Consider the following 26,345-nt stretch of genomic DNA (forward strand, 5'->3'; position numbering starts at 1 on the left):
TCGTTAAGCCTGGTCCCGGGCAGACTCGGCGGACAGCGCCGTCGCCACCTTCGCGGCGAGAGCGGCATTGCCGCGGTAGACGTCCACGTTGACCTCCAGGCTCCGCCCGCCCGTGTCCCGCTGGATGAAATCGAGCAGGAACGGCGTCGCGGCGTTGCCGCCGATCCCCTGCCGATCGGCCTCCGCCCACGCCCGGCGCAGCACGTCGTCGAGTACGTCCGGCGGCAGTTGCCGCGACTCGTCGACGGGATTGGCGAGCAGGACCGCCTGCCGCAGCCCCAGCGCGTCGCGCGAGGAGATGATCTTCGCGGCCTCCTCGGGAGAGTTCACCGAGTAGTGCAGCTCGTATCCGGAATCGGAAACGTAGAAGCCGGGGTAGCGGCGGGTCCCGTACCCGATGACGGGGATGTTCAACGTCTCGAACCGCTCCAGGGTCGCCCCGATGTCGAGGATCGACTTCACGCCCGCGCTGATGATCGTGATAGGCGTCCCGGCGAGGGTCGTCAGGTCCGCCGACTCGTCGAACGTCTCGGAGGCCCCGCGGTGGACGCCGCCGAGCCCGCCGGTCGCGAAGACTCGCACGCCGGCCCGGTTCGCGAGGTACGCGGTCGCGGCGACGGTCGTACCTCCGTGCCGCCCGAGCGCGGCGACCACCGGCAGGTCCCGCAGGCTCGCCTTGTCGATGTCGTCGGTGTCCGACAGCACTGCTATCTGCTCGGCGGTCAACCCGACCGTGGGAACGCCGTCGTAGACGCCGATCGTCGCGGGGATCGCTCCCGCCGCCCGAATGAGCTCTTCCGCTTCGAGGGCGACCGCCAGGTTCCTGGGCCGCGGAAGGCCGTGGGTGAAGATCGTGGATTCGAGCGCGACGACGGGCGCGCCGGTTTCCACCGCGCGCGCGACGTCGTCGGAGACGTGTATCGCAGGACGTGACATACGTTCAGAACCTTCTTCGAGTCGCCCACGGAGCGTGGCGGGAGCACGTGCCTCACAGGCTAGGAAGGCCCACGGTCAAGAACCAGAATGAAAAATGCGATCTGCGATAGCTTCACGCTATGAAGTTCACTCTCAGGCAGGTCGAGGTCTTCCTCGCCGTCGCCGAGTGCCTCCACTTCGGCCGCGCCGCGGAGAAGCTGCACATCTCGCAGCCCACGGTGAGCCAGGAGGTCGCCCGCCTGGAGCGGTCCGTCGGGCTCGCCCTCCTCGACCGCAGCCGCCGCACGGTCACCCTGACTCCGGCGGGCACGGTCATGGCGTCCGAGGGCCGGCTGCTGCTCGACCAGGCGGGCTCCCTCATCGGGAAGGTCCTGCTCCATGAGGAATCGAGGATGAACACCGCTCGCCTCGTGGCGTCCCCGAGCATCGTGAACCGCCTGCTCCCCGCCGTCCTGAGCCAGGCGGAGATCGACCTTCCCACCCTGAAGATCGAGGACATGGCCGTCGAGACCGGCGCCGTCTCGTCGGCTCTCGCGGCCGAACTCGCGGACATCGGCCTGGGGCGGTTCCTCGACGACATGCCCGGCTTCAAGAAGGAGACGATCGCCGACGAGCCGGTCTTCGTCGCGGTCAGCCGCGACCATCCGGCGGCCAGGCCGCCCGGCATCGCGCTTCGCGACCTCGCGGACGTCCCCCTGCTCCTGTGGCCGAGAGAGCAGCATCCGAGGTACTACGACTTCGTCCTCGCGATGTGCGCCGACCGGGGGCTCGAACCGCACGTGATCGTGAGTCCGCCCAGGATCGTCGGCTCCCGCCTCTACCTGCTGTCGCAGGGCCGGGCGTTCTCCCTCGTGCCCGGTTCGACGACCGGTCATCTTTCCGGGGACGTCGTCGCGGTCCCCCTTCAGGAGCCGGCGGCCCTTCCCCTCGAGATGCAGTGGCGGGCGGACGACCGGCGAACGCCGCTCCTCACGCTGCGCGAACTCGTCCGCGGAAAGGCGGCGGAGCTGGAAGACCGTTGACGCCTCCGTCCTTCACCGGCGCGCCATAGAGCACAAGCCTGACCCGGGTGCGCTGAGCCGGTCGGCCCCGACTCCTGCCATGTCCCGAGCTCGACCTCGCGCTCTGTTCGGGCAGCCGATGTGCGCCTGCCGCCCGGATAGACCGCGGCCGGCGCCGCCGCTCCGGCCTGAGGCGGTCCGACCGTCAATCGCCGCGACCAGCGCGCCGCGCCTCCAGCTTGCCGAAGCGCGTAGGGTTCTGGGTGTGAAAGTGCTGATCTCTGTTGACATGGAGGGCATCTCGGGGATCGTGCATTCCACCGAGACGAATCCGGGGCGGCACGATTACGAGCGCGGTCGGGCCTTGATGACGGCCGAGGCGAACGCCGTGATCGCCGGCGTGCTGGATGCCGAACCCACTGCGGTGGTGTGGGTCGCCGACGCTCACGGGCCTTTCCGCAACATATTGCCGGAGGAACTTGACCGGCGGGCACACCTGGTTCGTGGCAAGCCGCGCCCGCTGGGCATGCTGGGCGGGCTCGACGAGCACACCGACGCGGTTCTGTTCGTCGGCTACCACGCCCGAGCCGGTGGGGGGCCGGCCGTGCTGGCACACACCATGAGCGATGACATCCTCGACGTGCGTGTCGCCGGACGTTCCCTGGGCGAGATCGGTCTCAACGCCGCCATGGCCGGCCATCTGGGCGTGCCGGTCGTGCTGCTCAGCGGCGATGACACCGCCTGCGCCGAACTACACGATCTTGTTCCTTCGGCCTTCACTGTCGCGGTCAAACAAGCCCTCGGGCAGACGGGCGCCATCACCCTGCACCCTGAGGAAGCCCGGGAGCGGCTGCGCCAGGCCGCCGCCGACGCAATCACGCGGCGCGCACTGGTGTCTCCTCTGACGATCGCCGGGCCGGTTGAGGTTGAAGTCGATCTTCACAGCCCGGTCACGGTTGATCTGGCGACACTCGTGCCGGGTGTTTCACGTGCTGAGGGCGGCCGTACGATCACGTTCACCGCCGCCGACTTCAACGACGCCTACCGGCTGGTCATGCTGTTCGTGCAACTCGCCACCATAAGACCCAGCTAGGGCCGGTACGAACTTCGGATCTTCAAGATGGCTCCGCGTAGATGAAGGCCGGCCAGATAGCTTCCGGGAGCCCAGCCCACCCCGCGAACGGCCCAGCTTCGCCGCTGTCAGCCGGATCCGGCGCCGCAGTCGTAATCGCCGCCGTTCGCCTCGGTCCTCGCCTCCGCCTTAGCCGTCTTGGGTGTTCTGCCTGGAGATCATGCTGAACGGCCTGGGCGCCAGTGCGGGATCTCCCCTTCCCTGGACCTCGCTGACCGGCGACGACCTGCGCCGCTATACGGCCGTCGAGCAACCTGCCCCTGCACTGGCGCAGCAGGACGAGTAACTCCGATCGGCATTTTCACCGCACACCGAGGGCGGATGCCGTTCGTCGTGGGTCGAGCGCCTGAGCGTCGGAGGCGGCAACTGGGGCACATCAAAACCCGGCGCAATTCAGCGTTCGCCGGACAGCGCGCACGTTCCTGTCGTCGCCCCAGCGGCGTCACGGTGCCGATACGGAATATTCGGGGCGTCGGTCGATGCGCCGCCTGACCTCGTCGGATCCGAAGTGATTGTCGATGCGCCGGACCGCCTCCGCCCAGTCGGCCGGGGTGCGTACGGCGGAGAGCGCGTCGACGACGAAAGGGTCACTCCATCGCGCGATCGCACGTTTCCACAGCACCTCCGGATCCTCGTCGAGCAGGCTGCCGACGGTGCCCTCGTAGATGGGCATGGCGCGCACCTGCCCGTCGGGTTCGATGTGCATGAGAGGGAACCCGAATCGTTCGACGACTGCCGGGTTCATCTGCAGTATGAAGTTGTCGTTGACCGCCACCTGGATCGAAGCGGGGACCATGCTCCGCAGGCTCTGCCTGTGCTCGGTGCTCGTGAACGCCCTGAGTTGTTCGTCCGTGAGGAGCTCCCGCTCGCTGAACGAGGGCCTGCTGGCAAGCCCTGACGGGACTGCGGCGCCGAAGGCGACGAAACCGATCTCCGGAAAGCGGGACGCAGCCACCTCGCAGAGCTCGCTCACCTGGTGGAAGTTGCTGCGCAGCACCACGCAGTCGATCCCGAACCGCACAGGGTCGCCGCCCCGCGCCGTTCGGCGCCGTGAGATCTCGTCGAGGAGGGCCAGCGCGTTCATCGCCCGGTCGAAGGAGCCGGACCGTCCGCGGATCCGGTCGTGCGTCGCGGCGTCGGCCCCGTCGACGCTCACCGTGATCCTGGAGAACACCCGGGCCGCCTCTTCCGCCGCGGACGGCGTCATCGTCCACCCGCCGGTGTAGAGGTTCACGGCGATTCCGGCCCGCGAGATGCGCTCGGCTACGTCATGGACGCCTTTCACGAGCAGTGGTTCACCACCCGCGAACTCGACCGCTCGCGGACCGAGGGAGATGATCGCGTCGGCCACCTTGAGCATGTCGTGAAGGCTCAACTGCCGCGCCGGCCGCCGTCCCGACTCGGAATAGCAATGTACGCAACGCAGCGGGCACGCATAGGTGATGTCCCAGATGACATCGCTGGGCGTGGATTGATGCATCGTTCTGTCCTCTCGTCGGCGTTCGACCCGGTGGCGCCGTCAGCGGAGATCACGGCCGGCACCGCGTCCGCGCTGTTCCCGCGCCTTGTCGTCGGCGTGCGTGGGTGATCGTGTTGACGGGTTCCCGGTGGGGCCGCTGAGTGGTGTCGTCCGGCGGCGGTACGCGCCCCGCCCTGGGCGCGGAGCTGACGCGATGGTGTCGATGTGAATGCATGCCCTGGCCGGGCCCACGGTGGAGGCCGGGCTCGCGGATCCCCCGCGGTGAGGCGGATGCGACCAGGTTCCGGCCTCACCGCGGGGTCGCGAGGTCACCTGGGATGGGTCAGCGACATGCCCCGCTCATCGTGCGGCGTGGCGGGTCGATGGCCCATGGGTGACGCGGCGTGGTCAGACGTTGGTGTGGTGGTACCCGCACGTGTCGAAGAGGCAGGTGTCGGTGCAGGGGTACAGGTCGCTCTCCTTGACGGTGGGAAGCACGTCGAGGGCCCTGACATCGAGTTCCATCGAGATTCTCCTTTTCTGTGGGTGTCTGAGCCTCACCCGGCGATGGGCGGCTCCTGGTTACCGCCGGCCCGGGTCCGGGGCGGCGGAGCTGATGGTGTCGCAGGGGAAGAGGTTGCTCTCCTTCGGTGCGGGGAGCATGTCGAGGGCCCTGACGTCGAGTTCCACGCAGACGTTTCCAGCAGGCGTTCCTTTCGAGTTGTGCGTGGCCTCCGCGCCTTCGGGCGGTGGCCTCTGGTGCCGCCGGCCCGGCACCGCTGGGCATGCCGGGCCGGCGGGGTCTGTGAATGCCGCGGGAGGGCCGCGGCGGGAAGGGAACCGCCTTCCATCTCCGGGCGGTCTACCGGTCCCGTACGGCGAAGCGTGACTCGGCGCGCAGGAAGGCGACGAGACGTTCGAGGACGGCGTGGCCGTCTCGTCCGCTCAGCGGGTCGTGCCCCGCGCCTGGGATCTCCAGGTAGGTGAGTGCGGCGTCGGGGTGGCCGACAGCCGCCAGCCGGTCGCGCAGGCGTCGCGAGTGGGCGACGGGAATGGTCGGATCCTGGTCGCCGTGGACGAGGAGGACCGGCTGTCGGATGCGGTCGGCCAGCCGGAGCAGGTCGCGGGGACCGAGATCGTCGTCGACGATCTCCTCGTGACCGCCGAGACGGTCGAGCATGGTGCGTACCGGCGCCGGCCCGTCCGCGTAGAGTTCCCGGCCGGACAGGAACGGCGCGACGGCGGCGGTTCGGGCCCACAGGTGCGGCTCGGCGGCGGCCGCCAGCAGCGCGAGATAGGCGCCGTAGCTCACGCCGTACAGCATGAGCCGGGAGGAGCCGGGCCCGCGCTCGGCCGTCAGGGTCCGCCCCAGCTGGAGGACGTCGGCGAGGTCGGGTCCGCCCCACGCGCCGCGGATCGCGTCGCGGTGGGCGGCTCCATATCCGGTGCTGCCGCGCTGGTTGGGGGCGACCACTGCGATGCCCTCGGCGGCCAGGCGCTGGAACAGGCCGTTGTAGGTGAGCTGCCATGCCGCCTCGGGTCCGCCGTGCAGGGCGACCACCACGCGCGCGGCGTGGGCGGGATCGCCGTAGACGACGGCTTCGACGGGGCCGCCCGGCCCGTCGAAGCGGCGGGTGCGTGCGGACGCCCACATGGTCGGGCCGTGGTCGGCCAGGACGGGCGTCGTGAGGGGTGCGGGGAGCGTCACCACCCGCGATGGGAGGTCGGGGGCCGAGTGGACCAGGCGCAGACCGCCCTCGCTCCAGCGCGCCGTCGGCAGCAGTGTTCCGGCCGGGTCGATCTCCTGGGTGCCGCCCTCCACCAGGTCGTACAGCAGCACGGTGGAGCGGACGCCGCGGGTGACCGACAGCGCGAGACGTGTGCCGGACGGGTCGAGGGCGAGCGGGGTGACCGCTCCCTCGATCGCGTTCAGCCGGTCGGGGAAGTCGGTGGGCGCGTCGTCGTCCCGCCGGCGGATTCCCAGCCGATAGGCGCCCGCCCGCTCCTGTGTCGTGAGCAGGACCCCGGCGCGCGGAGCGGCGAGCAGGAGATGCTCCTCCCGCGCCAGGCCGGGAAGAGGCCTCACCGTGCCGTCGGACAGGTCCAGCGTCACGGTGCGTTTCCCCTGCCCCTCGGAGGTGGCCAGGGCGAGGAGGTTCCCGCTCCTGTCGAGCCACACGCCTCCGCGGAAGAAGCCGGGGAGCTCCGCTACCTGTTCGGGGAGTTCGGCCCGGCCCGACAGCCGCCACACCAGCGTGTGCCCGGCGAGGGTCGTACGGAAAGCCACGGCGGCGGTGCCCGCGGCCTCTCCGGCCACCAGCCTGACGCCCCCATCGTGGACGGTGGCCAGTTCATGGATCGACGCGACGGCGCCGTCCGCGGCGGGGACGACGAGGAGCAGCCGGTGGTCGCCTCCGGCCGCGACGCGAGTCAGCAGGAGGTTCCCGTCGTCGGTCGGGACCGCGACGCTCCAGTCGCTCTCGCCGTCCCACGGGTGCAGGACGCGATGCCGCGGACGCGTCCCGGTGAGATCCCACAGCTCCGGGGCCAGGGGGCGGTGGCCCCGGGCGGTGAGGCACGCGGCGTGACGTCCGCTGCCGGAGAAGCGGAAGTTGATCCGCCGCAGTCCCTCGACGGGAAGCGGCGGCGCGGCGGTCCGCTCGGGGGCGGCGCCTGTCGCCCGCACGTTCATCGTGCCACGCCGACGGCCGTGGCCGGTGCCGCGGGAACAGTGACGGAGTCGACCATCCAGGAACGGGGGCCGCCGTGACGCAACCGATGCAGGAAGTCCAGGACACCCGCCAGGCCGGTGTTCCAGCCGAAGCTCACCTCGGTGCCGTTCTCGTCCGGCACCACCAGCAGCCCGTCCCGCACCACCGCACGCGTCCACAGGCCCGCGGCGAGTTCCTCGGCCTCGGCATGGTACGCCGGTTCGTCGAGCAGATCGGCCATGTCGAGCAGGAACTGCCCGTCGCCGGCCAGTCCATGACACGCGGTGGTCCCCGAACCGAGCGCCGACACGCGGACGGCGGCCGCGGCGCCCCTCGAGGCTTCCAGCAGCCGGGCGTCACCTGTGGCGCGGTGGAGCCGGATCAGGAAGGTGCCGACCCCCGAGGAGCCGCTGCACCAGTGCGGCAGCTTGCCGCCGCCGCCCGGGGACGCAGCCCACCAGGCGCTGCCGGCGACGTGGTCGGCCGCCGCCAGCAGCGTCCGCCCGCCGAGCACGGCGGTCTCGAGGCAGTCGTCGCGCCCCAGCTCGGCGCCGGCGGCGAGCAGGAAGGTGGCGATACCGGCGACGCCATGGGCGAAGCCGTAGTGGACCACGCCGGCCAGTCCCGAGGGGAAATCCCGGGGGATGGTCCACAAGACGGTGCCGGGTGTGCGCTCGGCGGCCGCGAGGAGGGTGTCGGCGCACCGCTCGGCCATGTCCCGGAACCTGTCGTCGCCCGTGGCGTGCCAGAAGCGCAGCAGGGCGAGTCCCGTCCCGGCGAGGCCGTGACACACGTCGGGGTTCGGCCAGGTGACCGGCAGGTCCAGCGCCAGCTCGACGCCCGCCGCGCGCAGGTCGTGGTCGTCGAGCGCCTGACCGGCCTCGTGCAGCCCCCAGGCGATGCCGGCCCGGCCGAAGTACAGCCCCGGAGAGGGCCGTATCTCGCCCCGCACACGCCGCAGTGTCCAGTCGGCGGCGTCCTTGAGCCCGGCGGTGACACCGTTTCGCCAGGACTCCGGGAGGCCGGTCCGTGTTCCGGAGGGAGGGGCCAGCAGTGCGGACAGCAGTGTGAGGACTCCGGCGGAACCGTACTGGACGGCGCATGGGTCGGCCGTCTCCCCGAATCCCGAGGTGGGCCACAGGCGGCCGCGGCCGATGGGATCGTCGAGGGCGTCGCCGTTCATCCGCCGGAGCGTGTACACGATCCCGTCGTGGAGCAGACGGTCCTGCTCCTCGATGCCGAGGCGGTAAGGGGCGACCCGGGTGTCCGCGGGGCGGCGCCCGGTGTCCAGCGTGTCGAGGAACTCCCGGACGCGCCGCAGATCCCAGCGCTGTGCCGGGTCTTCGCGCATCAGGCCCACGATCATCGGCGCCAGCGTCTCGGCCACGGCGTCGCCCGCGGTCGCCACGCGCACCATCGTCTCCACCCGGGAGTCCAGCGGGCGGACGCCGTCCGGTTCGTCGTCGGCGACCATGGGCCGGCAGGCCGTCGCGAGGAAGAGCACGGTCGCCCCGAGGGCGTACAGGTCCACTTCGACCCCCTGCGCGGGGGCGTGCTTGGGCGCGTTCACCTGCTCGGGCGGCGCGTAGCCGGGTGTGTAGGCCGTGGTCACGGGAGCGCCGGGTACGGCGGCCATCTCGAGGTCGATCAACCGGCAGTCGCCGTCGCCGTCGACCATCACGTTGTTGGGGGTGAGATCCCGCAGCACGTACCCCTGCTCGTGGACGGCGCCGACCAGGGCGGCCAGGCGGCGCGCCACGGTCACCGTCGTGTCCCGCCAGCGGGTGGGGTCGGCGAACCTCTCCTCGGTGACCCATGCGCTGAGCACCACACCGTCGAGGTGCTCCTGTGCGAGGAACAGGTCGTCCCCCTGCTCGAACAGGTCCACCGCGCGACTGGTGATGCCCAGCGGCCCGAAAAGTTCGAGCATGCGCGCCTCGTGGCGGAGCTGGTCGCGTTCGTCGTGCCCCAGCAGCGTGGAGCCGAGGTGCGCGCGCGCCTGCTTGATCACCACCTGATCGCCGGTGAGCCGATCCTCCGCCAGGAACACCCCGCCCTTGGCACTGTGGCGGAGCGCCTGGCGCACCACCCACCGGTCGGCCAGCAGTACGGCCTCGGGCGGAGTGGTCCGCGCCGGGGCCTGACCCGAGTCGAAAGGACAGGCGGCCCATTCCGGCGGGGAGTACCAGGCGTTGCGCTTGTCGGTCACGCGAGTGCCGTCCGGCGCGATCAGCGGCGAGGTGTAGGAGCCGTCGTTGTCCAGCACGCTTGGCGCGGAGAACACTCCGTAGCGGTAGTGGACCAGGCTGCCCGGCCGATAGGGCCGGTCGGAGAGGACTGGCGGACCCGGCATGCCGTAGGTGGCCGCATGCAGTTCCTCGGCGATCGCCACAGCCGTCTCGTCGTCCGGCGGATAGACGGTGATGAACTTGCCGACCGCCCCACGGTCGGTGCCTCTGGAGAGCAGGCCGGCCAGATCGTCGAACGTCGAGGCGAACTTGAACGGGCAGCGGCGGCGTGCCAGCACGTCGGCCACCCTGGCCAGCACGACCGGAGCCGACAACTGCGTCGCCGACACGTGCAGCTTCCAGCCCTGCGCCCGTCGGGCGAGCGCGGACGGCATGAGATACGTCCAGGGCTTACTGCGGCGGATCTCCCAATCGCCCTCGATCACCGGATCGGCACCTGCCTGGCCCACCCGCCGCCGGAGAGCGGCCCTGGCGATGTCCTCCAGCAGGTGGGAGTCCGCGTGCGCGCACTCCCCTACAGCCGCAATGTCCATTCCCCAACCCCCGTTTTCTCACGGAAGCCCGTTGAGATCGGCTCTCCGCCCCCGCAGAAGAGTCGCCGAGGGACCTTGTGGCTCGATGGGAGAATCTTGGAGATCTTTGGAAGACTTTGATGGCCGGGGTCGCGGCAGGACGGCGATCACCGCCCGCCGTGGCTTGTCCAGTGGCGAGCGCGCTCACCGGAGACGGCCGTGCGGCAGGCCTCGCAGGCGCTCACGGCCGGGTACGGGCTCCGGCGAACGCACTGTTGACGGCGAGCCGGTGTACGCCATACGTGTGCCACCTGGTCCAGGGCCATCCCGGCGGCGTAGTGGTGGGCGAGAGCCGTGGCGGAGTCCACGCTGACCAGGCCCAGGGCCTGTTGCGAAAGTGGATCAAGGTTGTAGATGATCACGGTCCGGGGGACGTGGTGATCTGACGAACGGCCGGTGGGAGCGGCCGGAGCCGTCGCTGTCGGTGGGCAATACTCTGCGATCCGGGCATATCGCCACCGAATCGTCACACGGGAGACGCCAACACATGAATACGCCGCCATCGCCACCTGGAGCGGAGCGGACTGACGGATCATCCGTCCAGATCGGTGCTCTCGTTCCGCTGACTCGGCCCGGCTGGGTCGAGGCAGGCCGACACTTGCTCGCCGGACTCGAGCTGGCCGTTCGCGACGTCAACGACTCCGGCGGGATCGTCGGAAGACCACTCGAACTGGTGGTCCGAGACACCGCGGCCGATCCACAGAGGGCCGCGGCGGCCGTAGACGAATTGGCTCGCCTGGGCGTGGCCGCCTTGGCTGGGGAGTACCACAGCGTCGTCGCTCGCGCGGCCGCCGCCAGGGCCGACGCCCTCGGCCTGCCGTTCCTCTGCTCGTCAGCGGTTCTCGACACGCTCACCGAACAGCCGACGGAATGGGTCGCGCGCCTCGCCCCGGCGCAGTCCCACGGCTGGCGGATCTACGCGGACTTCCTCCTCAGCGCGGGCCACAGTCGAGTCGCCGTAGCGGCCGAGCCGAGTGTCTACTGGGCGTCTGGCACCCGCATTCTCCGGGACTACCTCGCTCCCCGCGGCGGCACCGTCATCGAACTCGACATGCGCGCGCTCACCCCCTCGGCCGTGTGCGACGCACTCCTCGACAATCGCGCGACGGCCCTCCTTCTTCTGGTCGGCCACCCGGAGCCGGCAGTGTCGATCGTCACGTCTGTCCGCCACGACCGGCGCCTCGCCGAGATCATGATCGGTGCTCCGGCCGGGCAACCGGAGTTCACCGAATGGGCGAGGTTGCTGGGCGACGACGGCGCCGCGATCCCGTTCTTGCGCTACCTGCCCGAGCGCCTCGGCCCTCTCGGTGCACGAGTCGAGACGGCCCTCCGCGAGCGGCTGGCCGTAGCGCCCTCCTTCGTCGCCTTCGAGGGCTACGACACGGTCGCCGTGCTCGCCGAGGTGCTGCGTTCTCACGGCGCGGACCGGGCGCGCACTGCCGAATCCTGGCCGCGCGTCGCAGTCGAAGGCACCCGCGGGCAGATCCGGTTCTCTCGCACGCCAGGCATCAGCGTTTGGCAATGGGCGTGGACGCCCATCCAAGTCGTCGATCGAGATCCGGCGGAACCCGATCGCTTTCGAATCCTCCACGTCGGCTGAGCGAGCACAGAGGCTACGGCGAGGCGGGCAGAGCGCCGAAGCGGCAGACGGACTCGTCACGGCGGATCACGGCCCGACGTGACATATGTAACGATCCAGCAACAAGATCTACCGAGTACTCGGTCTGATAGCTCATGCTCCTCGTCAGCGATACCCCTCGCGAGATTCGGAGCCCCCCATGAAGCCGAACCGCCGACACTCCGCCTTCCTCACCGCCGTGGCCGTGACCGCTGCCGCCCTCCCCACCGCCTCCGCCGGCGCCTCCGTCCCGCGTCCCGACGCCGCCAGGCCGCTGACCATCCTGCTCAGCAACGACGACGGCTACACCGCGCCCGGTATCACGGCCGTCTTCGACAAACTGACCGCCGCCGGGCACGACGTCACCATCGTCGCCCCGGCCGCCAACCAGAGCGGCGCGAGCGCCAAACGCACCGTCGAGGACGGCCACCAGGTCACCGCCACGAAGGTGTCCGACAAGGTCTGGGCCGTGGACGGGACCCCGGCCGACTCGGTCCTGTTCGGCCTCGGCCACGTCCTCGCGGGCGGCAAGGTCGACCTGGTCGTCTCCGGCACCAACTTCGGGCAGAACGTCGGCGGCATCGTCAACAACTCCGGCACCGTCGGCGCCGCGGTCACGGCGATCGACCTCGGCGTGCCGGCCATCGCGGTGAGCACCGAGTTCGACTTCGACGACATGCAGAACACGGTCGCCAACATGCCGGCCACCGCGGACTTCATCACCAGACTGGTCGCACGGCTCCAGCGCACGGCGCGCGGCGGGCGCCTGCTGCCCGAGGACGCCGGTCTGAACGTCAACTATCCGACGCGTCCCGATCTCGCCTCGCCGACCGGCGTCGCCTTCACCCGGCAGACCCGCGAGGAGCTGTTCGGCGTGACCTACAAGCCGAGCGGCGGCGACACCTTCACGATGAAGGTCTCCTACGCGGAGACCGAGGGCGAGGCGGGGAGCGACCTCGCCGCCCTCACCAAGGGCAAGGTCAGCATCACCCCGATCGACGCCGACTGGACGGCCGACCCGGCGACCTACGCCGCGACCCACGCACGCCTCGCCGGTCTGCGCTGACCCTCCCGAGCCCGTCGTGCCGTCACCGGTACGGCCGGCCCGAGCGACCTCGTCCCCCTCCTGAGGCGGCCGATGCCCTCGTCGCCAGAGGCTTCGACGTGCGGGTCGCGAAGGGCGCCGGGCACACGATCCATCGCCACCTTTTCGAGGACTTCATGGCAGGTCTCGACGGCTGTATCCAGACCTTCCCGGCACGGCCTCCGCACGAGGCGAGCCACCGCGCCTCTCCCGTCCTCGGACCGTCGCAACCACTGATGCCGATCACCCCTGGAGCATCATGACCGTCAGGACCACTCCCCAAAGGACGAACCAGACCGGCCTCTTCGGGCTCCTGTTCGTCGCCAACACCGCGATGTTCGCGGTCTACCTCGGCGTGGGCGGCCCGCTCGTGCAGAGCGCCGTCGCCCTCGCCGACCCCGTCCACAAGGTCGCCAACGCGGGCATGGTCGCCGGGGTCAGCGCGATCTTCGCGACCGTGTTCAACCCGATCGGCGGCGCGCTCTCCGACCGGACACGCTCGCGCTTCGGCCGCCGGAACCCCTGGCTGCTGGGTGGCGCGCTGGCCGCGTTCGCCGCGCTGTGGCTCCTCGGCACAGCGAGCACCGTCACCCTGATCCTCATCAGCTGGTCCATCGCCCAGGCCATGATGAACCTGTTCCAGGCCGCGCTCACGGCCATCGTCCCGGATCGGGTGCCGAAGGAGCGGCGCGGCATCGCCTCGGCGGTCGCGGGCGTCGCGACCTCGGTCGCCGCCGTCGTCGGCACCCAGGTGGCGGCGAGGTACGCCGGCTCGCTCGCGGGCTTCCTGCTTCTGGGCGGGGGCGTGGTCGCCTCCGCCGTCCTGCTGGTGCTGTTCAGCAGGGACCCCCGCCCCGGGGAGTACGGGATCGTGGTCAAGGAGCGCCGATCGCCCCTGGCCGTGCTGGCGGATTTCTTGTCCGCCCTGGGACATCGCGACTTCATGTGGGTGTTTCTGGGCCGCGCGCTCATGATCCTCAGCTACTTCATGGTGCTGATGTTCCAGCTCTTCATCCTCCAGGACCACATCAGGATGCCCGCAGGCCTGACGCCTGTGGAGGGTGTGGCGGCCCTGACCCTGATCAATGTGATCGCCTCCGTCGTCGCCACCCTGATCGGAGGTCCGCTGGCCGACAAGCTGCAGCGGTACCGGCTGTTCGTGTTCGTCTCCAGCGCGATCTCCGGGCTGGCGCTGCTGATCCCGCTGGTGTCGCCCACCTGGACCGGGATGGCGATCTTCTCGGCGGTCTCCGGGGTGGGCTTCGGTACCTACATGGCCGTCGACACCGCCCTGGCCACCCTCGTCCTGCCCAACCCGGAGAACGCGGCCAGAGACCTGGGCGTGCTCAACATCGCCAACGCCGGACCACAGATGATCGCGCCCTTCGTGGCCGCGGCCATCATCGAGCTGAGCGGCTACCCGGCGCTCTTCGTGACCGCCATCGTGGTGGCGGTCGCGGGCGCGCTGACCGTGCTACGCGTCAAAACCGTCCGCTGAGATCCGCCGTACGGGGACGCGGCGAGGCCGTCACAAGGGACGCGGTACGCCTTTCAGAAGGGAGAGGAAGGCACGGAACAACCCCGGCATGTCGATCTCGTCGGGGGCGAGCAGCCACTGGAGTTGCAGACCGTCCATCACCGCGAACATCAGCGGCGCCGCCTGCTCGGGCGTGAGGCCGGCGGGCAGTTCGTCGCCGAGTTCGGCGCGGATCACCTCCGCCATCCAGGCGCGGGAGGTTCCGTAGCGCTCCTTGAAGAAGTCCCTGGCCGGGTGGCCCTCGATCACGCTCTCCGCGGAGAGCACGGTGAAGGACTGCACGATGCCGCGGCGCTGCGCGTTGTACTCGACCAGGGCGGCCACGGTGTCCAGCGTGATCGCCCCACCCTCGCCCGGCAGCACGAGCACGTCGAGGTTGCGCTCGTCGCGCAGCCGCAGCACCTCAGCGAGCAGCCGGTCCTTGCTGGGGAAGTAATGCAGCACACCCTGCTGGCTGAGGCCCACCCGTTCGGCGATCGACGCGATCGACGCCCCCGTGTAGCCGCGTTCGGCGAACACGTCGAGCGCGGCCAGCAGGATCTCCTCCCGCCGGCTCTCGCGTGTCCCTCGGCGCCGCACCATGGATCACTCCTCTCGTCGCGCCGAGCCTAACGCGACCAGCGGACATAACGATTACATATCTTGGCCTACCGACCATTCGGTAATCGCGGGCATACTCCGGGGGAAAGCGCATCACAGCGAGATCCGGAGAGATCGGCGTGATCGTGGGCACAGTTCTGGTCACTCACATCAAGGGGGTTCGCTGACCGTGTCGGGAACCGAGCACGACGACATCGTGGAACAGGCGCTGAGCACACTCGACCTGGACACCAAGGCGCGCATTCTGGCCGGTCAGGACATGTGGAGCCTGCCCGCGGCGTCCGGCGCCGGCCTGGAGTCGGTCGTCATGTCGGACGGGCCGATCGGCGTCCGGGGCGCCAGATGGACGGCCGACGACCCCTCCATCGCCCTGCCGAGCCCGACCGCCCTGGCCGCGACCTGGGACGTGGAGCTGGCCCGCCGCGTCGGCAACCTGCTGGCGCAGGAGGCCCGCCGCAAGGGCGTGCACGTGCTCCTGGCACCGACCGTCAACCTGCACCGCTCTCCCCTCGGCGGGCGCCACTTCGAGTGCTACTCCGAGGATCCGGTGCTGACCGGTGAAATCGCCGCCGCGTACGTCACCGGAGTCCAGGAGGGCGGGGTCGCCGCCACGGTGAAGCACTTCGTGGCCAACGACTTCGAGACCGAGAGGATGACCGCGAACGTCCTGGTCGGCGAACGCGCCCTGCGCGAGCTCTACCTCGCGCCCTTCGAGGTCGTGGTGAAGAAGGCGGGGCCGTTCGGCGTCATGGCGGCCTACAACAGCGTCAACGGCCCCACCATGACAGAACACGACGAGCTGCAGAACAAGGTCCTGCGCGACGAGTGGGGGTTCGACGGCGTGATCGTCTCCGACTGGACGGCCGCCCGCGACACGATCCGCGCCGCGCTCGGAGGACTCGACATCGCCATGCCCGGCCCCGCGACCGTGTACGGCCCGGCGCTCGCGGCGGCCGTACGCGCCGGAGAGCTGGACGAGGAGGTCGTGGACGAGCACGCACGCCGGGTGTTCACCCTGGCCCGCCGGGTGGGCGCCCTGGAGGACGCGCGCCGCGCCGACCCCCTGCCGGCCGTCGACGGCGAGGCGCTGGCCCGTGAGGTGGCGGCGGCGTCGTTCACGCTGGTGCGCAACGACGGCGTGCTGCCGTTCGGCCCGGACACGAGCGTGGCCCTCATCGGCGGAGCGGCCAAGGATGCCCGAGTGATGGGCGGGGGCAGCGCCCAGGTCTTCCCCTCCCATGTCGTGTCGCCGTACAAGGGGTTCGCCTCCGCCGGGATCCCGATGGCGTACGCCCGCGGAGCCGACCCGAGCGGCCGGTTCAACCCGGCGCGGTTCCCGCTGCGCGCGGTCTGCCGGGCGGAGGACGGGCGGGTGCTCGGTGACTTCGCGCTGTCCGAGGGCACGATCCAATGGCTCGGCGAGATGCCGGAAGGCGTCCCCTTCGAGATGCTGCGCAGTGTCGAGATCACCGGCACGTTCACTCCCGAAGTCGGCGGAGTGCACCGGCTCTCGATCGAGGGGGTGGGCCGCTTCCGGCTCGTGGTCGGCGGACGGACCTGCTTCGACGCGACGATGGTGCCGGAAAGCGACGATCCGGTCGCGTTGTTCATGGCGCCGCCGCACACCGTCGTCGACGTGGAGCTGCCCGCCGGCGAGCCGGTCGACGTCCGCCTCGAACACACGGTGCCCCAGTCCGACCTGCTGTCGTTCCCCTTCGTCGGCGCCACGCTCGGTCACCGGGAGCCGTCGCTCGACCCGGACGAGCTGATCGAGGAGGCCGTACGGGCCGCCGCGGCGGCGGACGTCGCCGTGGTCGTCGTGGCCACGACCAAGGAGGTGGAGAGCGAGGGCTTCGACCGCACGTCGCTGAAGCTGCCCGGCCGCCAGGACGAGCTGGTGTCCCGGGTGGCCGCCGCCAATCCGCGGACGGTCGTCGTGGTCAACGCCGGCTCACCCGTGGAGATGCCGTGGCGGGACGAGGTCGCGGCCGTCCTGCTCACCTGGTTCCCCGGCCAGGAGGGCGGGCACGCGCTGGCCGACGTGCTGCTCGGCCGTACGGAGCCGGGCGGCCGCCTGCCGACCACCTGGCCGAGCGTGCTCGAGGACTGCCCGGTCGTCGACGTCACCCCCGTCGACGGTGTGCTGCGGTACGAGGAGGGCGTCTTCGTCGGCTACCGCGCCTGGGAGCGGTCCGGTAGGGCTCCCGCCTTCGGGTTCGGAACCGGACTCGGATACACGACCTGGCACTACGCCTCCGCCGAGTACGCCGACGCGACGCTCACCGTCCGGGTACGGAACACCGGGGACCGTCCCGGCCGCGAGGTGGTGCAGGTCTACCTGGCGCCCGCGGCACCCGACGAGTCCCGGCCCTCCCGCTGGCTGGTCGGGTTCGCCGTGGCCGAGGCCGGCCCCGGCGAGACCGCCGAGGTGTCCGTGGAGATCCCGCGCCGCGCGGCCGAGGTCTGGAGCGAGGACGGATGGCGCCTGCTCTCCGGGGACTACGTGCTCCAAACCGGGCATTCGCTCGACGACATCCGCCTCACCACCGCCCTGACCCTGTAGGAGAAGCGCCGGCGTGCTCGCGTCCGCGTACAAGTCGATCTACAAAACCGTTCAGGCGGATGCCCGGCGGTGGATCGACTTGTACGCGGTGTACTGCGCCAATCCCTCGACGCCGTACTCGACGCCGAGGCCGGAGTCGTGGCGCCCGCCGAACGGTGCGGCGTGGTTGGAGGCGAAGAAGTTGATGCCGACCGATCCGGTGTCGATCCGCTCGGCGACGGCCAGCGCCCTGCGCGGGTCCGAGGAGAACACGATGCCGCCCAGGCCGAAGTCGGTCGCGTTCGCGATGCGGATCGCCTCGTCGACGTCGCCGTATCGCTGCACGGTGACCACGGGGCCGAAGATCTCCTCGCGGGCCACGCGCATCCGCGGTGTGACGTCGGCCAGCACGGTGGGCTCGATGAAGAAGCCGGGGCGGTCAGTGCGGGCGCGTCCCCCGGTGGTGACGCGCGCCCCTTCGGCGCGAGCCGACTCGATGAACTCGGACACGGTCTCGAACTGGCGGCGCGTGGCGACCGGCCCGAAGACCGTGTCCGGGTCGAACGGGTCGCCCTGAGGTGCGGCGGCGATCGTGCGGGTCACGCGGTCGACGATCTCGTCGTACCGCGTGTCCGGCGCCAGGATCCGGGTCGAGATGTAGCAGGTCTGGCCGGTGTTGCGCATGCAGGACCGGATGAGCGCCTGAGAGAAGTGGTCGAGGTCGACGTCGTCGAGGACGATCGCCGCGGACTTGCCACCGAGTTCCAGCGTGACCGGCCTGAGCAGTTCTCCGCAGGCGGCCGCGATGCGCCGGCCGACGTCTGTCGATCCGGTGAACGCGACCTTGTCGACGCCTGGATGCCGCACGAGGGCGTCGCCGGTCAGCCCTGTCCCTGTTACCAGGTTGACGATTCCGGGGGGCACCCCGGCTTCGGCCGCTGCCTCGACGACGAACCGGATCGACAGCGGCGTGGCCTCGGCGGGCTTGATGACGGTCGCGCAACCGGCCAGCAGCGCGGGCGCGAGCTTGATCGCGACGAGGTTGATCGGGAAGTTCCAGGGGGCGATGAGCGCGCAGACGCCGATCGCGTCCCGGCGGACCAGCGTCTCTCCGACGCCGGACGGAAAGGGGCGGACGTCCTCGCGCTCCAGCTCCGGGGCGAGGGAGGCGAAGTAACGGAAGATGGCCGCGGCGTTGGCGGCGGCTCCCCCGGTCTCGGAGATGGGCGAGCCGTTCTCGCGCGTGTTGGTGATCGCGAGGGGTTCGGCGCGTTTCTCGATCGCGTCGGCGATCCGCCGCAGTACCTCCGCTCTTTCGCTCGGGCGGAGCCCCGGCCACGGCCCGGTGTCGAAGGCACGGCGCGCCGCGGCGACCGCGGCGTCGAGGTCGTCCGGGGTGGCCGCCGGGACGCTACCCCACATCTGCTCCGTCGCGGGGTCGATGATCTCGATGCGCTCCGAACCGGTGGACGGCACCCACGCCCCATCGACGAAGTGGTCGTCCACATGCGTCCAGGGCATCATCGCAGCACGTCCGTCTTCAACAGGGCTTCGGAGCGTGCCAGTGAGGCCAGGGCCATCTCGATGGCCGCCTGGGTGAGCAACTCGGGCACGATCTCAGCGCGCAGCCGGTCGCAGTAGGTCGCCGGGTCCATCGAGAACCACCCGGAGGCGAGCGCGATGCCGACGTGGTCGAATCGCCACAGACGGTCGGCGTCCCGCACCAGCGCGTCTTCCAGCGAATACGCTTCGGCTCGCGTGTCGTGACCGTCGATGATCGCGGCGACTCGCTCGATGAAGGCGTCATCGTATCCCAGCGGAGGCAGCACCTCACGGGCGATCTCGCACCCTTGCTTCTCGTGCTCGTACCGGATGGCGGCCTTGCGCCAGTCGCCGGTGAATCCTTCGGCGATGATGCGTGACTCGTCGACCCGCCCCCAGCCGACGTCGTGCAGCAGGATCGCCACCCTGACGAGTAGCGCGTCCGCCTCGGGATGGGCGTCGCAGAGCCGCTCGGCGTACGCGAGGGACACGGGTAGGTGGATGTCGTTGGACCGCACTCGGGTCTCCGGCACGACCGCCGACCAGATCGCGTCCAGGTCGGAGCCGCGGGCCGGGGTGAGCACGATCGGCGAGGTGTCGACCGGCCCGTTGGCCGGGACCGGGGCCGCGGGGAGGGGCGTGGTCATGACAGGTTCCCTTCGTGGGGGGCGGCGGCTTCGGCGAGTAGCGACCTCAGTGGCACGCCCGGGTCGGCGACGGCGTCGGGCGGCAGCGTCACTCTCTTGGTGAGCGCCTGTTTGACGGCCATGAAGTCGAGTGGAACGTTGACGCAGTCCGCGGCGATCAGGCGGTCACCGCGGTAGTACAGGACCGAGTGTTTGAGCGGGTCGGCGGGGCTGCGGACGACGGAGCGGTCGTAGCCGGACGAAAGGCCGGCGATCTGCAGTTTGAGGTCACCCTGGTTGGACCAGAACCACGGGATGCCCCCGTACTCCTCCTGCCGCCCCAGCAGGGCGTGCGCCGCGACCTTGGCTTGTTCGATGGCGTGATTGACGCTCTCGAAGCGGACGCGCTCCCCCGCCCATGAGCCGGGCACGGGGTTGGGGAGGTTGGCGCAGTCGCCGACGGCGAGGGTCATGCCGTCGGAGGCGACGGCACGGTGATCGACGACGATGCCGTCGTCGCAGCGCAGCCCCATCGCCTCGGCGAGTTCGGTGTTCGGGATGACACCGACGCCGACGAGGACGATGTCGGCCGCGATCTCCTCACCACCGACGCGGACGGCGCGCACCTTGCCGTCGTGACCGACGATCTCGTCCACGGCACTGCCGAGCCGGATGTCGATGCCGGCTCGACGATGGTGGTCGAGGATGAACAGCGAGGTCTCGGCGCCGACGGCACGCGCCACCAGCCGATCGGCGAACTCCAGGAGCGTGACCCGCTTGCCGAGGCCGTGCAGGCTGGCGGCGGCCTCGATGCCGATGAACCCTCCGCCGATGACGACCACGCGCTCGGCTCCCGCCGTACGGGCCTTGAGCTCGAGCGCGTCGTCGGCGTTGCGCAGGTAGAGCACGCCGTCCAGGTCGGCGCCGGGAACCTCGAGCCGCCGGGCTCGCGCCCCGACGGTCAACGCGAGCCGGTCGAACGGGAACGCGCGCCCGCTGGCCGACCACGCGGTGCCCGCGCCGTCCGCTGCGGTGACGATCTTCTCGATGCGTTCACCCTTGACGACGGTGATGCGGTGCTCGTCCCAGAATTCCTGGCTCCGGAAGACCAGGGATTCCTTGGTGATCTTGTCTTGGAGGAAGTCCTTGGACAGGGCGGGCCGCTGGTAGGGGCGGTGGTTCTCATCGCCCAGCAGAGTCACCGGTCCGGCATACCCCAGCGCGCGCGACGACACCGCCAGCTGCACCCCCGCCTGGGAGGAGCCGATGATCAACAGGCCGTTCTCGCCCATGTCAGACCTGTGTCTCGGGCAGGGTGACGCGCAGGTCCATGTCCTCGGTGACCCGGATCTGGCACGACAGCCGCGACGTGCCGGTGCGGTCGACGGCCGTGCCCCACAGCATCTCGTCCTCCATCTCCTCCATCGGCGGGAGGGAGGCGAAGTCGTGCTCGTCGACGATGACGTGGCAGGTCGCACACGACAGCGACCCACCGCACTCGGCGACGATGCCGCTGACGCCGTTGCGTACGGCGGTCTCCATCACCGAGTCGCCGACGTTGGCCTCGATGGTTCGCGTGTCGCCGTCGGCCGCGGCGAAGGTGATCTTCGGCATGCTGCTCCTGGTGGTGGTCTCAAATGAACTGGCGGCCGCCGTCGACGACCACGGTCTGTCCGCTGACGTAGGCGGCGCCGGGTCCGGCGAGGAAGAGCGCGGCGCCGACGACGTCGTCCGGCCGGCCGGCGCGTCGCAACGCCCCCCGGTCGACACCGTAGGACTCGGCGTTCTCGATGAGCCCGTAGCTGGCCTCGGTCAACGTGAAGCCGGGGGCGATCGCGTTGACGGTGATCGAGCGGCGGCCGAGCTCCTTGGCCATGACCCGGGTCATGGCGATGACCGCGCCCTTGGAGGCGACGTAGTGGGCCCACTGCTCCGAACCGGAGTAGACGGTGGCCGAGGACAGGTTGACGACCCGGCCGCCCTCGGGCAGGTACGGGCTGGCCGCCCGCACGACCAGCCACGGTCCCTTGACGTTGACCGCCATCACCCGGTCCCACTCCGCGGGATCGATCTGCTCCAGAGGTGAGCGGGTCACGGTGGCGTACAGCGCGGCATTGTTGACGAGCACGTCGATCTGCCCGCCGCCGAATTCCGCCACCGCCGCGGCGAGCGCTTCGGTGGAGGCGACGGAGGTCACATCGACGTGTCCGTGCCAGGCGGCGGCGCCCGCATCCTTGACGAGCCGGGCGGTGTCCTCGGCTCCGCCGGCGTCGATGTCGGCGACCGCGACGGCATATCCGTTTGAGGCGAAGCCCAGGGCGAAGGCGCGGCCGAGGCCGCCGGCCGCTCCCGTGACGAGTACGGTGCGGCCGACGCCTGTGGCGTCCGGGGTGGTCGGCACGATCTCAGTCCTCGAGGATCTCGACACGGCCGGCGTCGCCGTCGACCCGGATGAGTTGCCCGGTACGGATCGTCGTCGATCCGTTGCCGGTTCCCGTGACAGCGGGAAGGCCGTACTCGCGGCAGACGATCGCGGCGTGGCTCATCATGCCGCCGATGTCGGTGACGGTCGCCTTGATCTTGCCGAAGATCGGCCCCCACGACGGCGCGGTGATCGTGGCGACGAGGATCTCGCCCTCCCGGACCTCACTCAGCTGGTCGGCGTGGTGGACGACGCGGGCGCGGCCCTCGGCGACGCCGGGCGAGGCGGACATGCCCGTGATGGCGGTGTCGTCGCCGGAGTCGTCGCCGAGCCACTGCTGGACCTGCTCGGTCGTGATGCCCCACAGCATCATCGTGAACGGCTCGGTGATCTGGGCCGGCGGCGTGTTGAGCGCGGGCTGCGGACGCCGGCTGCCGAGGGCGTCGATGATGCCGCGGCGGCGGTCGATCTCCGCGGGCCAGTAGCTCGGTCCGGTCGGCTCGGCGCCGACCGCCCATCCGGTCACGAGGTCGAACAGGGCGTCGCGCACCTCGCCGCGGGTGAGGTACAGCAGGTCGCCCTCGCCGGCCCAGAAGCCGGCCGCCACGAACACCCTGCTGAGCTCGCGGACCTTGCGCCAGAACACCCCCATCGTCCAGTGCTCGATGTAGAAGTTGTGGTTCTCGACGTACGGGTACGCGGTCACGGCCAGACCGTGCTTGACGTCGAAGGCGGCCAGGTTCTCCCCGTCGAGCAGCGACCGGTACTCGGCCACGATCCGGTCGCGCTCGGCGACGAGCTCGTCGATCGGGCGGAGGATCCGCTGCCCCTCGCCGACGCGGCGGATGTAGTCCTTGATGTAGCCCAGGGGGATCTCCTGGTGCTCGATCCAGTACTTGTCGTGTCCGTAGAAGCCGTTGCCGACGGTGAAGTTGAACCAGGGGTCCTGGGCTGCGCGGTAGGCGTCCAGCCACTGCCGCCCACCGGAGAGGTCGCCGACCCGGGCCAGGGTCCCAGCGACGTCGTCGGTGTTCTCGAACGCGGACTGCAGGCCGAGCTCGACCGCGAGCGTGGCGAGCTTCTTCAGCTCGTCATCGGGACGGAACAGCTCCATGTCGACGCCCTGGACCATCTTGGCGATGGCCTGGTCGGGGATGCCGGGGAAGACCTGCTTGGCGAAGGTGAAGAAGTCGAGGTAGGCCAGATAGCCGAGGTTGAGGAACTCGAAGTGGTACTGCCAGTTCTGGTAGACGAGCTGGATCAGCCGGTCGTAGTTCTCCATCAGGACTTCGGAGCCGTCCTTGGCCTTGCCGCTGACGATGTCGTCGAACGGCACCATCTCCGGGAGGCTCGTGAAGGTCAGCGCCTCCAGCTCGTCGATGGTGGCGCGGACCTTGAGCTTCCACTGCTCCAGCAGGCTGTCCCAGTTCTGGAAGTAGTGGCCGACGCGCCGCTCGAACTCGGGCACCCGGGCCGGGATCTGCTCCTCGGGCACCGGCACGGGGCTCATGTAGAGGTAGCCGAGGTGGATCTTGAACTCGATGCCGTTGGCCGGCGGGATGAGCAGGTGCCTGGTGTTGTACTGGCCCAGGCACTTGACGGCGAACTCGCCGCCGATGGTCTCGAACGGCTTGAACACCGTCGGCCAGTGCTGGCTGTCGCAGAACCAGAACTTCTCGTCGTCCGAGCCGCTCAGGTTCTGGAACACGAGGTTGTAGGGGTAGAGCTTCTCCCAGCCTTCGGCGCCCGGAGGCACCGGCAGCTCCGATGGCCGCGGGAAGGACTTCACTGCGGGTTCGACAGTCATGGCTATCGGGGTCCTTGTCGTGAGGGGGGTGGTCGGTTCAGTTCGTCACGCCTGCGGCGCGGCCCGCGGTCAGATGCGCGGTGATGCTGCCGAGGCTGAAGCCGACGCTGGGTGGGGACGCCTTCGCCGGTGCGGCGACCGGCTTCGGCTTGGACGAGTGGACGGTCTCCGGTCGTGACTGCAGCAGGAGCAGGTTCTGTCCGTCAGGAAGGTCCGCGTCGAGCGCCCACTCGATGTCCTGCGGGCACCCGTAGTGCCGTTCGGCACGCTTGGCGAGTTCGGAGACGGCCCTGACCTGGTCGTCGGTCAGGCTCCGGACCGCCCGCCTGGCCGCGTCCACGTCACGCTCGACGAGGCGGCCGCCGGCGCTGTCGGGCACCAGCTCGATGTGCTTGTCGCCGACGTGCTCCTCAACAATGCACAGCAGCACCTTGTCGACGACGATGTTGTCCGGTGTGACGTGGCCGGAGACGACCGCCTCGCCCACCCCCCACGACGCGTCGATTGTGATCTTCGAGCGGTCCCCGTTGCGGGGGTTGAGCGTCATCGCCACCCCGGCGACCCGGGCATGGACCATCTTCTGGACGGCGACGGCCATCGAGAGTCCGTCTTCGGAGATCGCGTTCCGCAGCCGGTACGTGATGGCGCGGCTGGTGTAGAGCGAGGCCCAGCACTTGCGGATGTGTTCGTGGACATCGCGCTCGTCGACGAGCCACAGGTAGGTGTCCTGCTGGCCGGCGAAGCTCGCGTCCGGCAGGTCCTCGGCGGTCGCCGACGACCGGACGGCCACCGGCACCGGCCGCTCGAACCGCCCCTGGAAGTCCGCCCACGCCTCGATCACCGGGCGCCGGAGCCGCTCGGGCACCGGGCGCGAGCAGATCTCGTCGCGGATGGCCGCCGATACGGAGTCGACGCTGGCCACGTCGTCGGGGTCGAGCCGGTTGAGCCCGCTCATGATCACGTCGCGCAGCCCGGACTCTTCGACGAACGCGTCGTACAGCGCGGTGGTCACCGCGAAGCCCGGCGGCACGGGCATGCCGGCGGCGGTCATCGTGACCAGGGAGGCGCATTTCCCGCCGAGGAGGGCATGGTCCGGCGCGGTTCCGCCGTCGAAGAACTGGACGTACCGCGGGTCGAAGCCGCTCATGCGCGGGCCTCCCACTTCACCGGGACGCTGACCGGAGAACGGAACGAGAGGTTCGAACCGAAGACGATCTGCTCGTCCTCGCACAGCCGGACATCCGGGATGAGGCGGGCGATCTCCTCGATCGCGATCCTGGCCTGGAGTTTGGCGAGCATGTTGCCCAGGCAGTAGTGGATGCCGAATCCGAACGAGAGGTGGTCACGCGCGTTGGGCCGGTCGATGTCGAAGACCTCCGGGTCGTCGAATTTGGCGGCGTCCCGGTTCGCCGACCCCATGACGAGAAGGATGTCGGCTCCCTTCGGGATGGCGACGCCGCCGATCCGCGTGTCCGCCAGCGCGCGTCGCCGCCACGCCACGATCGATCCGCTGTAGCGCAGCACTTCGTCGATGGCCGCGGGGATGAGCGAGGGACGGTCGACGACGCGCCGCCACTGGTCACGATGCGACAGCAGGACACGCAGGGCGTTCCCGATCAGGGTCGTGGTCGTCTCATGACCGGCGAACAGCAGGCTGTAGACGACGGAGGCGATCTCGTGGTCGGTGATCTCGTCTCCGGCGGCCTGGGCACGCACGAGGTCGCCGACCAGGGAGCCGCGCTCATGCTCGTGGGCGTCGGCCACCAGGCGAAGGCATTCCTGCCAGTAGTCGACGAGGTTGTGCGCGTGCGGGACCTGTTCCTGATCGCTCAGGTCGCCCCAGGTCATCGCGGCGCGCGAGTCCGACCAGCGCTTGAAGGTGTCCACCTTGCCGGTGTCCGCCCCGATGAGCGTGAGGATGGTGACCGTCGGGACGTCGTAGGCGAGGTCGCGGACGACGTCCCCGGTCGCCTCGGGCCGAGCGAGCATCCGCTCCAGCAGGGTGACGACGTGCTGCCGGATGCTCGGCTCAAGCGCCTTGTAACGGCGAGGCGTGAAGGCCTTGGCGGCCACCTTGCGGATGCGGGTGTGCTCCGGAGGGACACGTGCCGACAGGCCCGAATAGGCCGTGAATCCGCCGTCGAGCATGATCTGCGTGGCTTCCGGCCCACGCTCACGGACCGGCGCCTGGGCGTTCTCACTGCTGAAGGTCTTCCAGTCCTCGAAGACCGCCTTGACGTCGTCGTACCGCGTGACCACCCAGCATCCGATGCGCTCGTCGAACATGACGGGCTCTTCGGAACGCAGCGCCGCGTACGCCGGGAAGGGGTCGTTCTGGTCGAACGGCTCATACCCGTGGTGGACGGGGCACGATCGCGGGACGGCGGTGAGGTTTGCGGTCACGCTCAAACTCCACTTCAACTCGGGCATTTCCGAAGTTTCATCAGTGTGAGGCCGATATGCTGCCGGTCACAATGCGCGGTTTCCATTCAACGGAAGCGAGCGTG

Annotated in this window: 20 protein-coding genes; 7 read left to right on the forward strand and 13 right to left on the reverse strand. The window is 70.1% G+C overall.

Features of this window, described 5'->3' with window-relative positions:
* Positions 1 to 3 precede the first annotated feature (3 nt).
* Positions 4 to 936 (reverse strand): pseudouridine-5'-phosphate glycosidase, encoded by a 933-nt coding sequence (locus IMZ11_RS06620; protein ID WP_228638526.1) that lies wholly within the window; start codon positions 934 to 936, stop codon positions 4 to 6.
* 119 nt (positions 937 to 1,055) lie between these two features.
* Between IMZ11_RS06620 and IMZ11_RS06625 the strand changes: the two genes are divergently transcribed.
* From IMZ11_RS06625 to IMZ11_RS06635, 3 genes are all read left to right on the forward strand, one after another.
* Positions 1,056 to 1,958 carry a LysR family transcriptional regulator gene (locus IMZ11_RS06625; protein ID WP_228638528.1) on the forward strand — a complete coding sequence of 301 codons (903 nt, stop codon included), beginning with the start codon at positions 1,056 to 1,058 and terminating at the stop codon, positions 1,956 to 1,958.
* Between the two features lie 244 nt (positions 1,959 to 2,202).
* Positions 2,203 to 3,030 (forward strand): M55 family metallopeptidase, encoded by an 828-nt coding sequence (locus tag IMZ11_RS06630; RefSeq protein WP_228638530.1) that lies wholly within the window; start codon positions 2,203 to 2,205, stop codon positions 3,028 to 3,030.
* A gap of 181 nt (positions 3,031 to 3,211) precedes the next feature.
* Entirely contained in the window at positions 3,212 to 3,355 is a 144-nt protein-coding gene (locus tag IMZ11_RS06635) for a hypothetical protein (RefSeq protein WP_228638532.1), read from the forward strand.
* A gap of 156 nt (positions 3,356 to 3,511) precedes the next feature.
* Here IMZ11_RS06635 and IMZ11_RS06640 read toward each other — a convergent pair whose 3' ends face one another.
* The 3 genes from IMZ11_RS06640 to lanL all read right to left on the reverse strand — a co-directional run bounded on the left by IMZ11_RS06640 (position 3,512) and on the right by lanL (position 10,021).
* Positions 3,512 to 4,549 carry a radical SAM protein gene (locus tag IMZ11_RS06640; RefSeq protein WP_228638534.1) on the reverse strand — a complete coding sequence of 346 codons (1,038 nt, stop codon included), beginning with the start codon at positions 4,547 to 4,549 and terminating at the stop codon, positions 3,512 to 3,514.
* Positions 4,550 to 5,390: 841 nt separating this feature from the next.
* On the reverse strand, positions 5,391 to 7,214 hold the full coding sequence (locus tag IMZ11_RS46115) for a prolyl oligopeptidase family serine peptidase (protein ID WP_228638536.1): 1,824 nt from the start codon (positions 7,212 to 7,214) through the stop codon (positions 5,391 to 5,393).
* A gap of 2 nt (positions 7,215 to 7,216) precedes the next feature.
* A complete protein-coding gene (gene lanL / locus IMZ11_RS06650) occupies positions 7,217 to 10,021 on the reverse strand; it encodes a class IV lanthionine synthetase LanL (RefSeq protein WP_228638538.1) in 2,805 nt (934 codons plus the stop codon).
* Between the two features lie 463 nt (positions 10,022 to 10,484).
* Here lanL and IMZ11_RS06655 point away from each other — a divergent pair, with 463 nt between their 5' ends.
* From IMZ11_RS06655 to IMZ11_RS06665, 3 genes are all read left to right on the forward strand, one after another.
* Positions 10,485 to 11,660 carry an ABC transporter substrate-binding protein gene (locus IMZ11_RS06655; RefSeq protein ID WP_228638541.1) on the forward strand — a complete coding sequence of 392 codons (1,176 nt, stop codon included), beginning with the start codon at positions 10,485 to 10,487 and terminating at the stop codon, positions 11,658 to 11,660.
* 178 nt (positions 11,661 to 11,838) lie between these two features.
* Positions 11,839 to 12,744: a 5'/3'-nucleotidase SurE gene (surE, locus tag IMZ11_RS06660; RefSeq protein WP_228638544.1), complete on the forward strand. Its 906-nt coding sequence runs from the start codon at positions 11,839 to 11,841 to the stop codon at positions 12,742 to 12,744.
* A gap of 277 nt (positions 12,745 to 13,021) precedes the next feature.
* Positions 13,022 to 14,260, forward strand: coding sequence for an MFS transporter (locus tag IMZ11_RS06665; RefSeq protein WP_228638546.1), 1,239 nt, complete (start codon positions 13,022 to 13,024; stop codon positions 14,258 to 14,260).
* A gap of 30 nt (positions 14,261 to 14,290) precedes the next feature.
* Here IMZ11_RS06665 and IMZ11_RS06670 read toward each other — a convergent pair whose 3' ends face one another.
* A complete protein-coding gene (locus IMZ11_RS06670; protein ID WP_228638549.1) occupies positions 14,291 to 14,881 on the reverse strand; it encodes a TetR/AcrR family transcriptional regulator in 591 nt (196 codons plus the stop codon).
* 187 nt (positions 14,882 to 15,068) lie between these two features.
* Between IMZ11_RS06670 and IMZ11_RS06675 the strand changes: the two genes are divergently transcribed.
* Positions 15,069 to 17,462: a glycoside hydrolase family 3 C-terminal domain-containing protein gene (locus tag IMZ11_RS06675; protein ID WP_308066759.1), complete on the forward strand. Its 2,394-nt coding sequence runs from the start codon at positions 15,069 to 15,071 to the stop codon at positions 17,460 to 17,462.
* A gap of 51 nt (positions 17,463 to 17,513) precedes the next feature.
* On the opposite strand, the gene IMZ11_RS06680 is transcribed toward IMZ11_RS06675, so the two are convergent.
* From IMZ11_RS06680 to IMZ11_RS06715, 8 genes are read right to left on the reverse strand one after another with little or no spacing between them, the layout of a single operon-like run.
* Positions 17,514 to 18,965 carry an aldehyde dehydrogenase family protein gene (locus IMZ11_RS06680; protein WP_228638552.1) on the reverse strand — a complete coding sequence of 484 codons (1,452 nt, stop codon included), beginning with the start codon at positions 18,963 to 18,965 and terminating at the stop codon, positions 17,514 to 17,516.
* Positions 18,962 to 19,630: an HD domain-containing protein gene (locus IMZ11_RS06685; protein WP_228638555.1), complete on the reverse strand. Its 669-nt coding sequence runs from the start codon at positions 19,628 to 19,630 to the stop codon at positions 18,962 to 18,964. Before IMZ11_RS06685 ends, IMZ11_RS06680 begins: the two co-directional genes overlap by 4 nt.
* A complete protein-coding gene (locus IMZ11_RS06690; protein ID WP_228638559.1) occupies positions 19,627 to 20,901 on the reverse strand; it encodes an NAD(P)/FAD-dependent oxidoreductase in 1,275 nt (424 codons plus the stop codon). The genes IMZ11_RS06685 and IMZ11_RS06690 overlap by 4 nt, the downstream gene beginning before the upstream one ends.
* Position 20,902: 1 nt before the next feature.
* Complete coding sequence (locus IMZ11_RS06695; RefSeq protein WP_228638561.1) at positions 20,903 to 21,223, reverse strand: 2Fe-2S iron-sulfur cluster-binding protein; 321 nt, start codon at positions 21,221 to 21,223, stop codon at positions 20,903 to 20,905.
* 19 nt (positions 21,224 to 21,242) lie between these two features.
* Entirely contained in the window at positions 21,243 to 22,010 is a 768-nt protein-coding gene (locus IMZ11_RS06700; protein ID WP_228638563.1) for an SDR family NAD(P)-dependent oxidoreductase, read from the reverse strand.
* Between the two features lie 4 nt (positions 22,011 to 22,014).
* Positions 22,015 to 23,838: a PEP-utilizing enzyme gene (locus tag IMZ11_RS06705; protein WP_228638566.1), complete on the reverse strand. Its 1,824-nt coding sequence runs from the start codon at positions 23,836 to 23,838 to the stop codon at positions 22,015 to 22,017.
* A gap of 37 nt (positions 23,839 to 23,875) precedes the next feature.
* Positions 23,876 to 24,985 carry a PEP/pyruvate-binding domain-containing protein gene (locus IMZ11_RS06710; RefSeq protein WP_228638569.1) on the reverse strand — a complete coding sequence of 370 codons (1,110 nt, stop codon included), beginning with the start codon at positions 24,983 to 24,985 and terminating at the stop codon, positions 23,876 to 23,878.
* Positions 24,982 to 26,241: a cytochrome P450 gene (locus IMZ11_RS06715; protein WP_228638572.1), complete on the reverse strand. Its 1,260-nt coding sequence runs from the start codon at positions 26,239 to 26,241 to the stop codon at positions 24,982 to 24,984. Before IMZ11_RS06715 ends, IMZ11_RS06710 begins: the two co-directional genes overlap by 4 nt.
* Positions 26,242 to 26,345: the final 104 nt, after the last annotated feature.

The sequence above is a fragment of the Microtetraspora sp. AC03309 genome, assembly GCF_020826795.1.
Taxonomy (GTDB): Bacteria; Actinomycetota; Actinomycetes; order Streptosporangiales; family Streptosporangiaceae; genus Microtetraspora; species Microtetraspora glauca.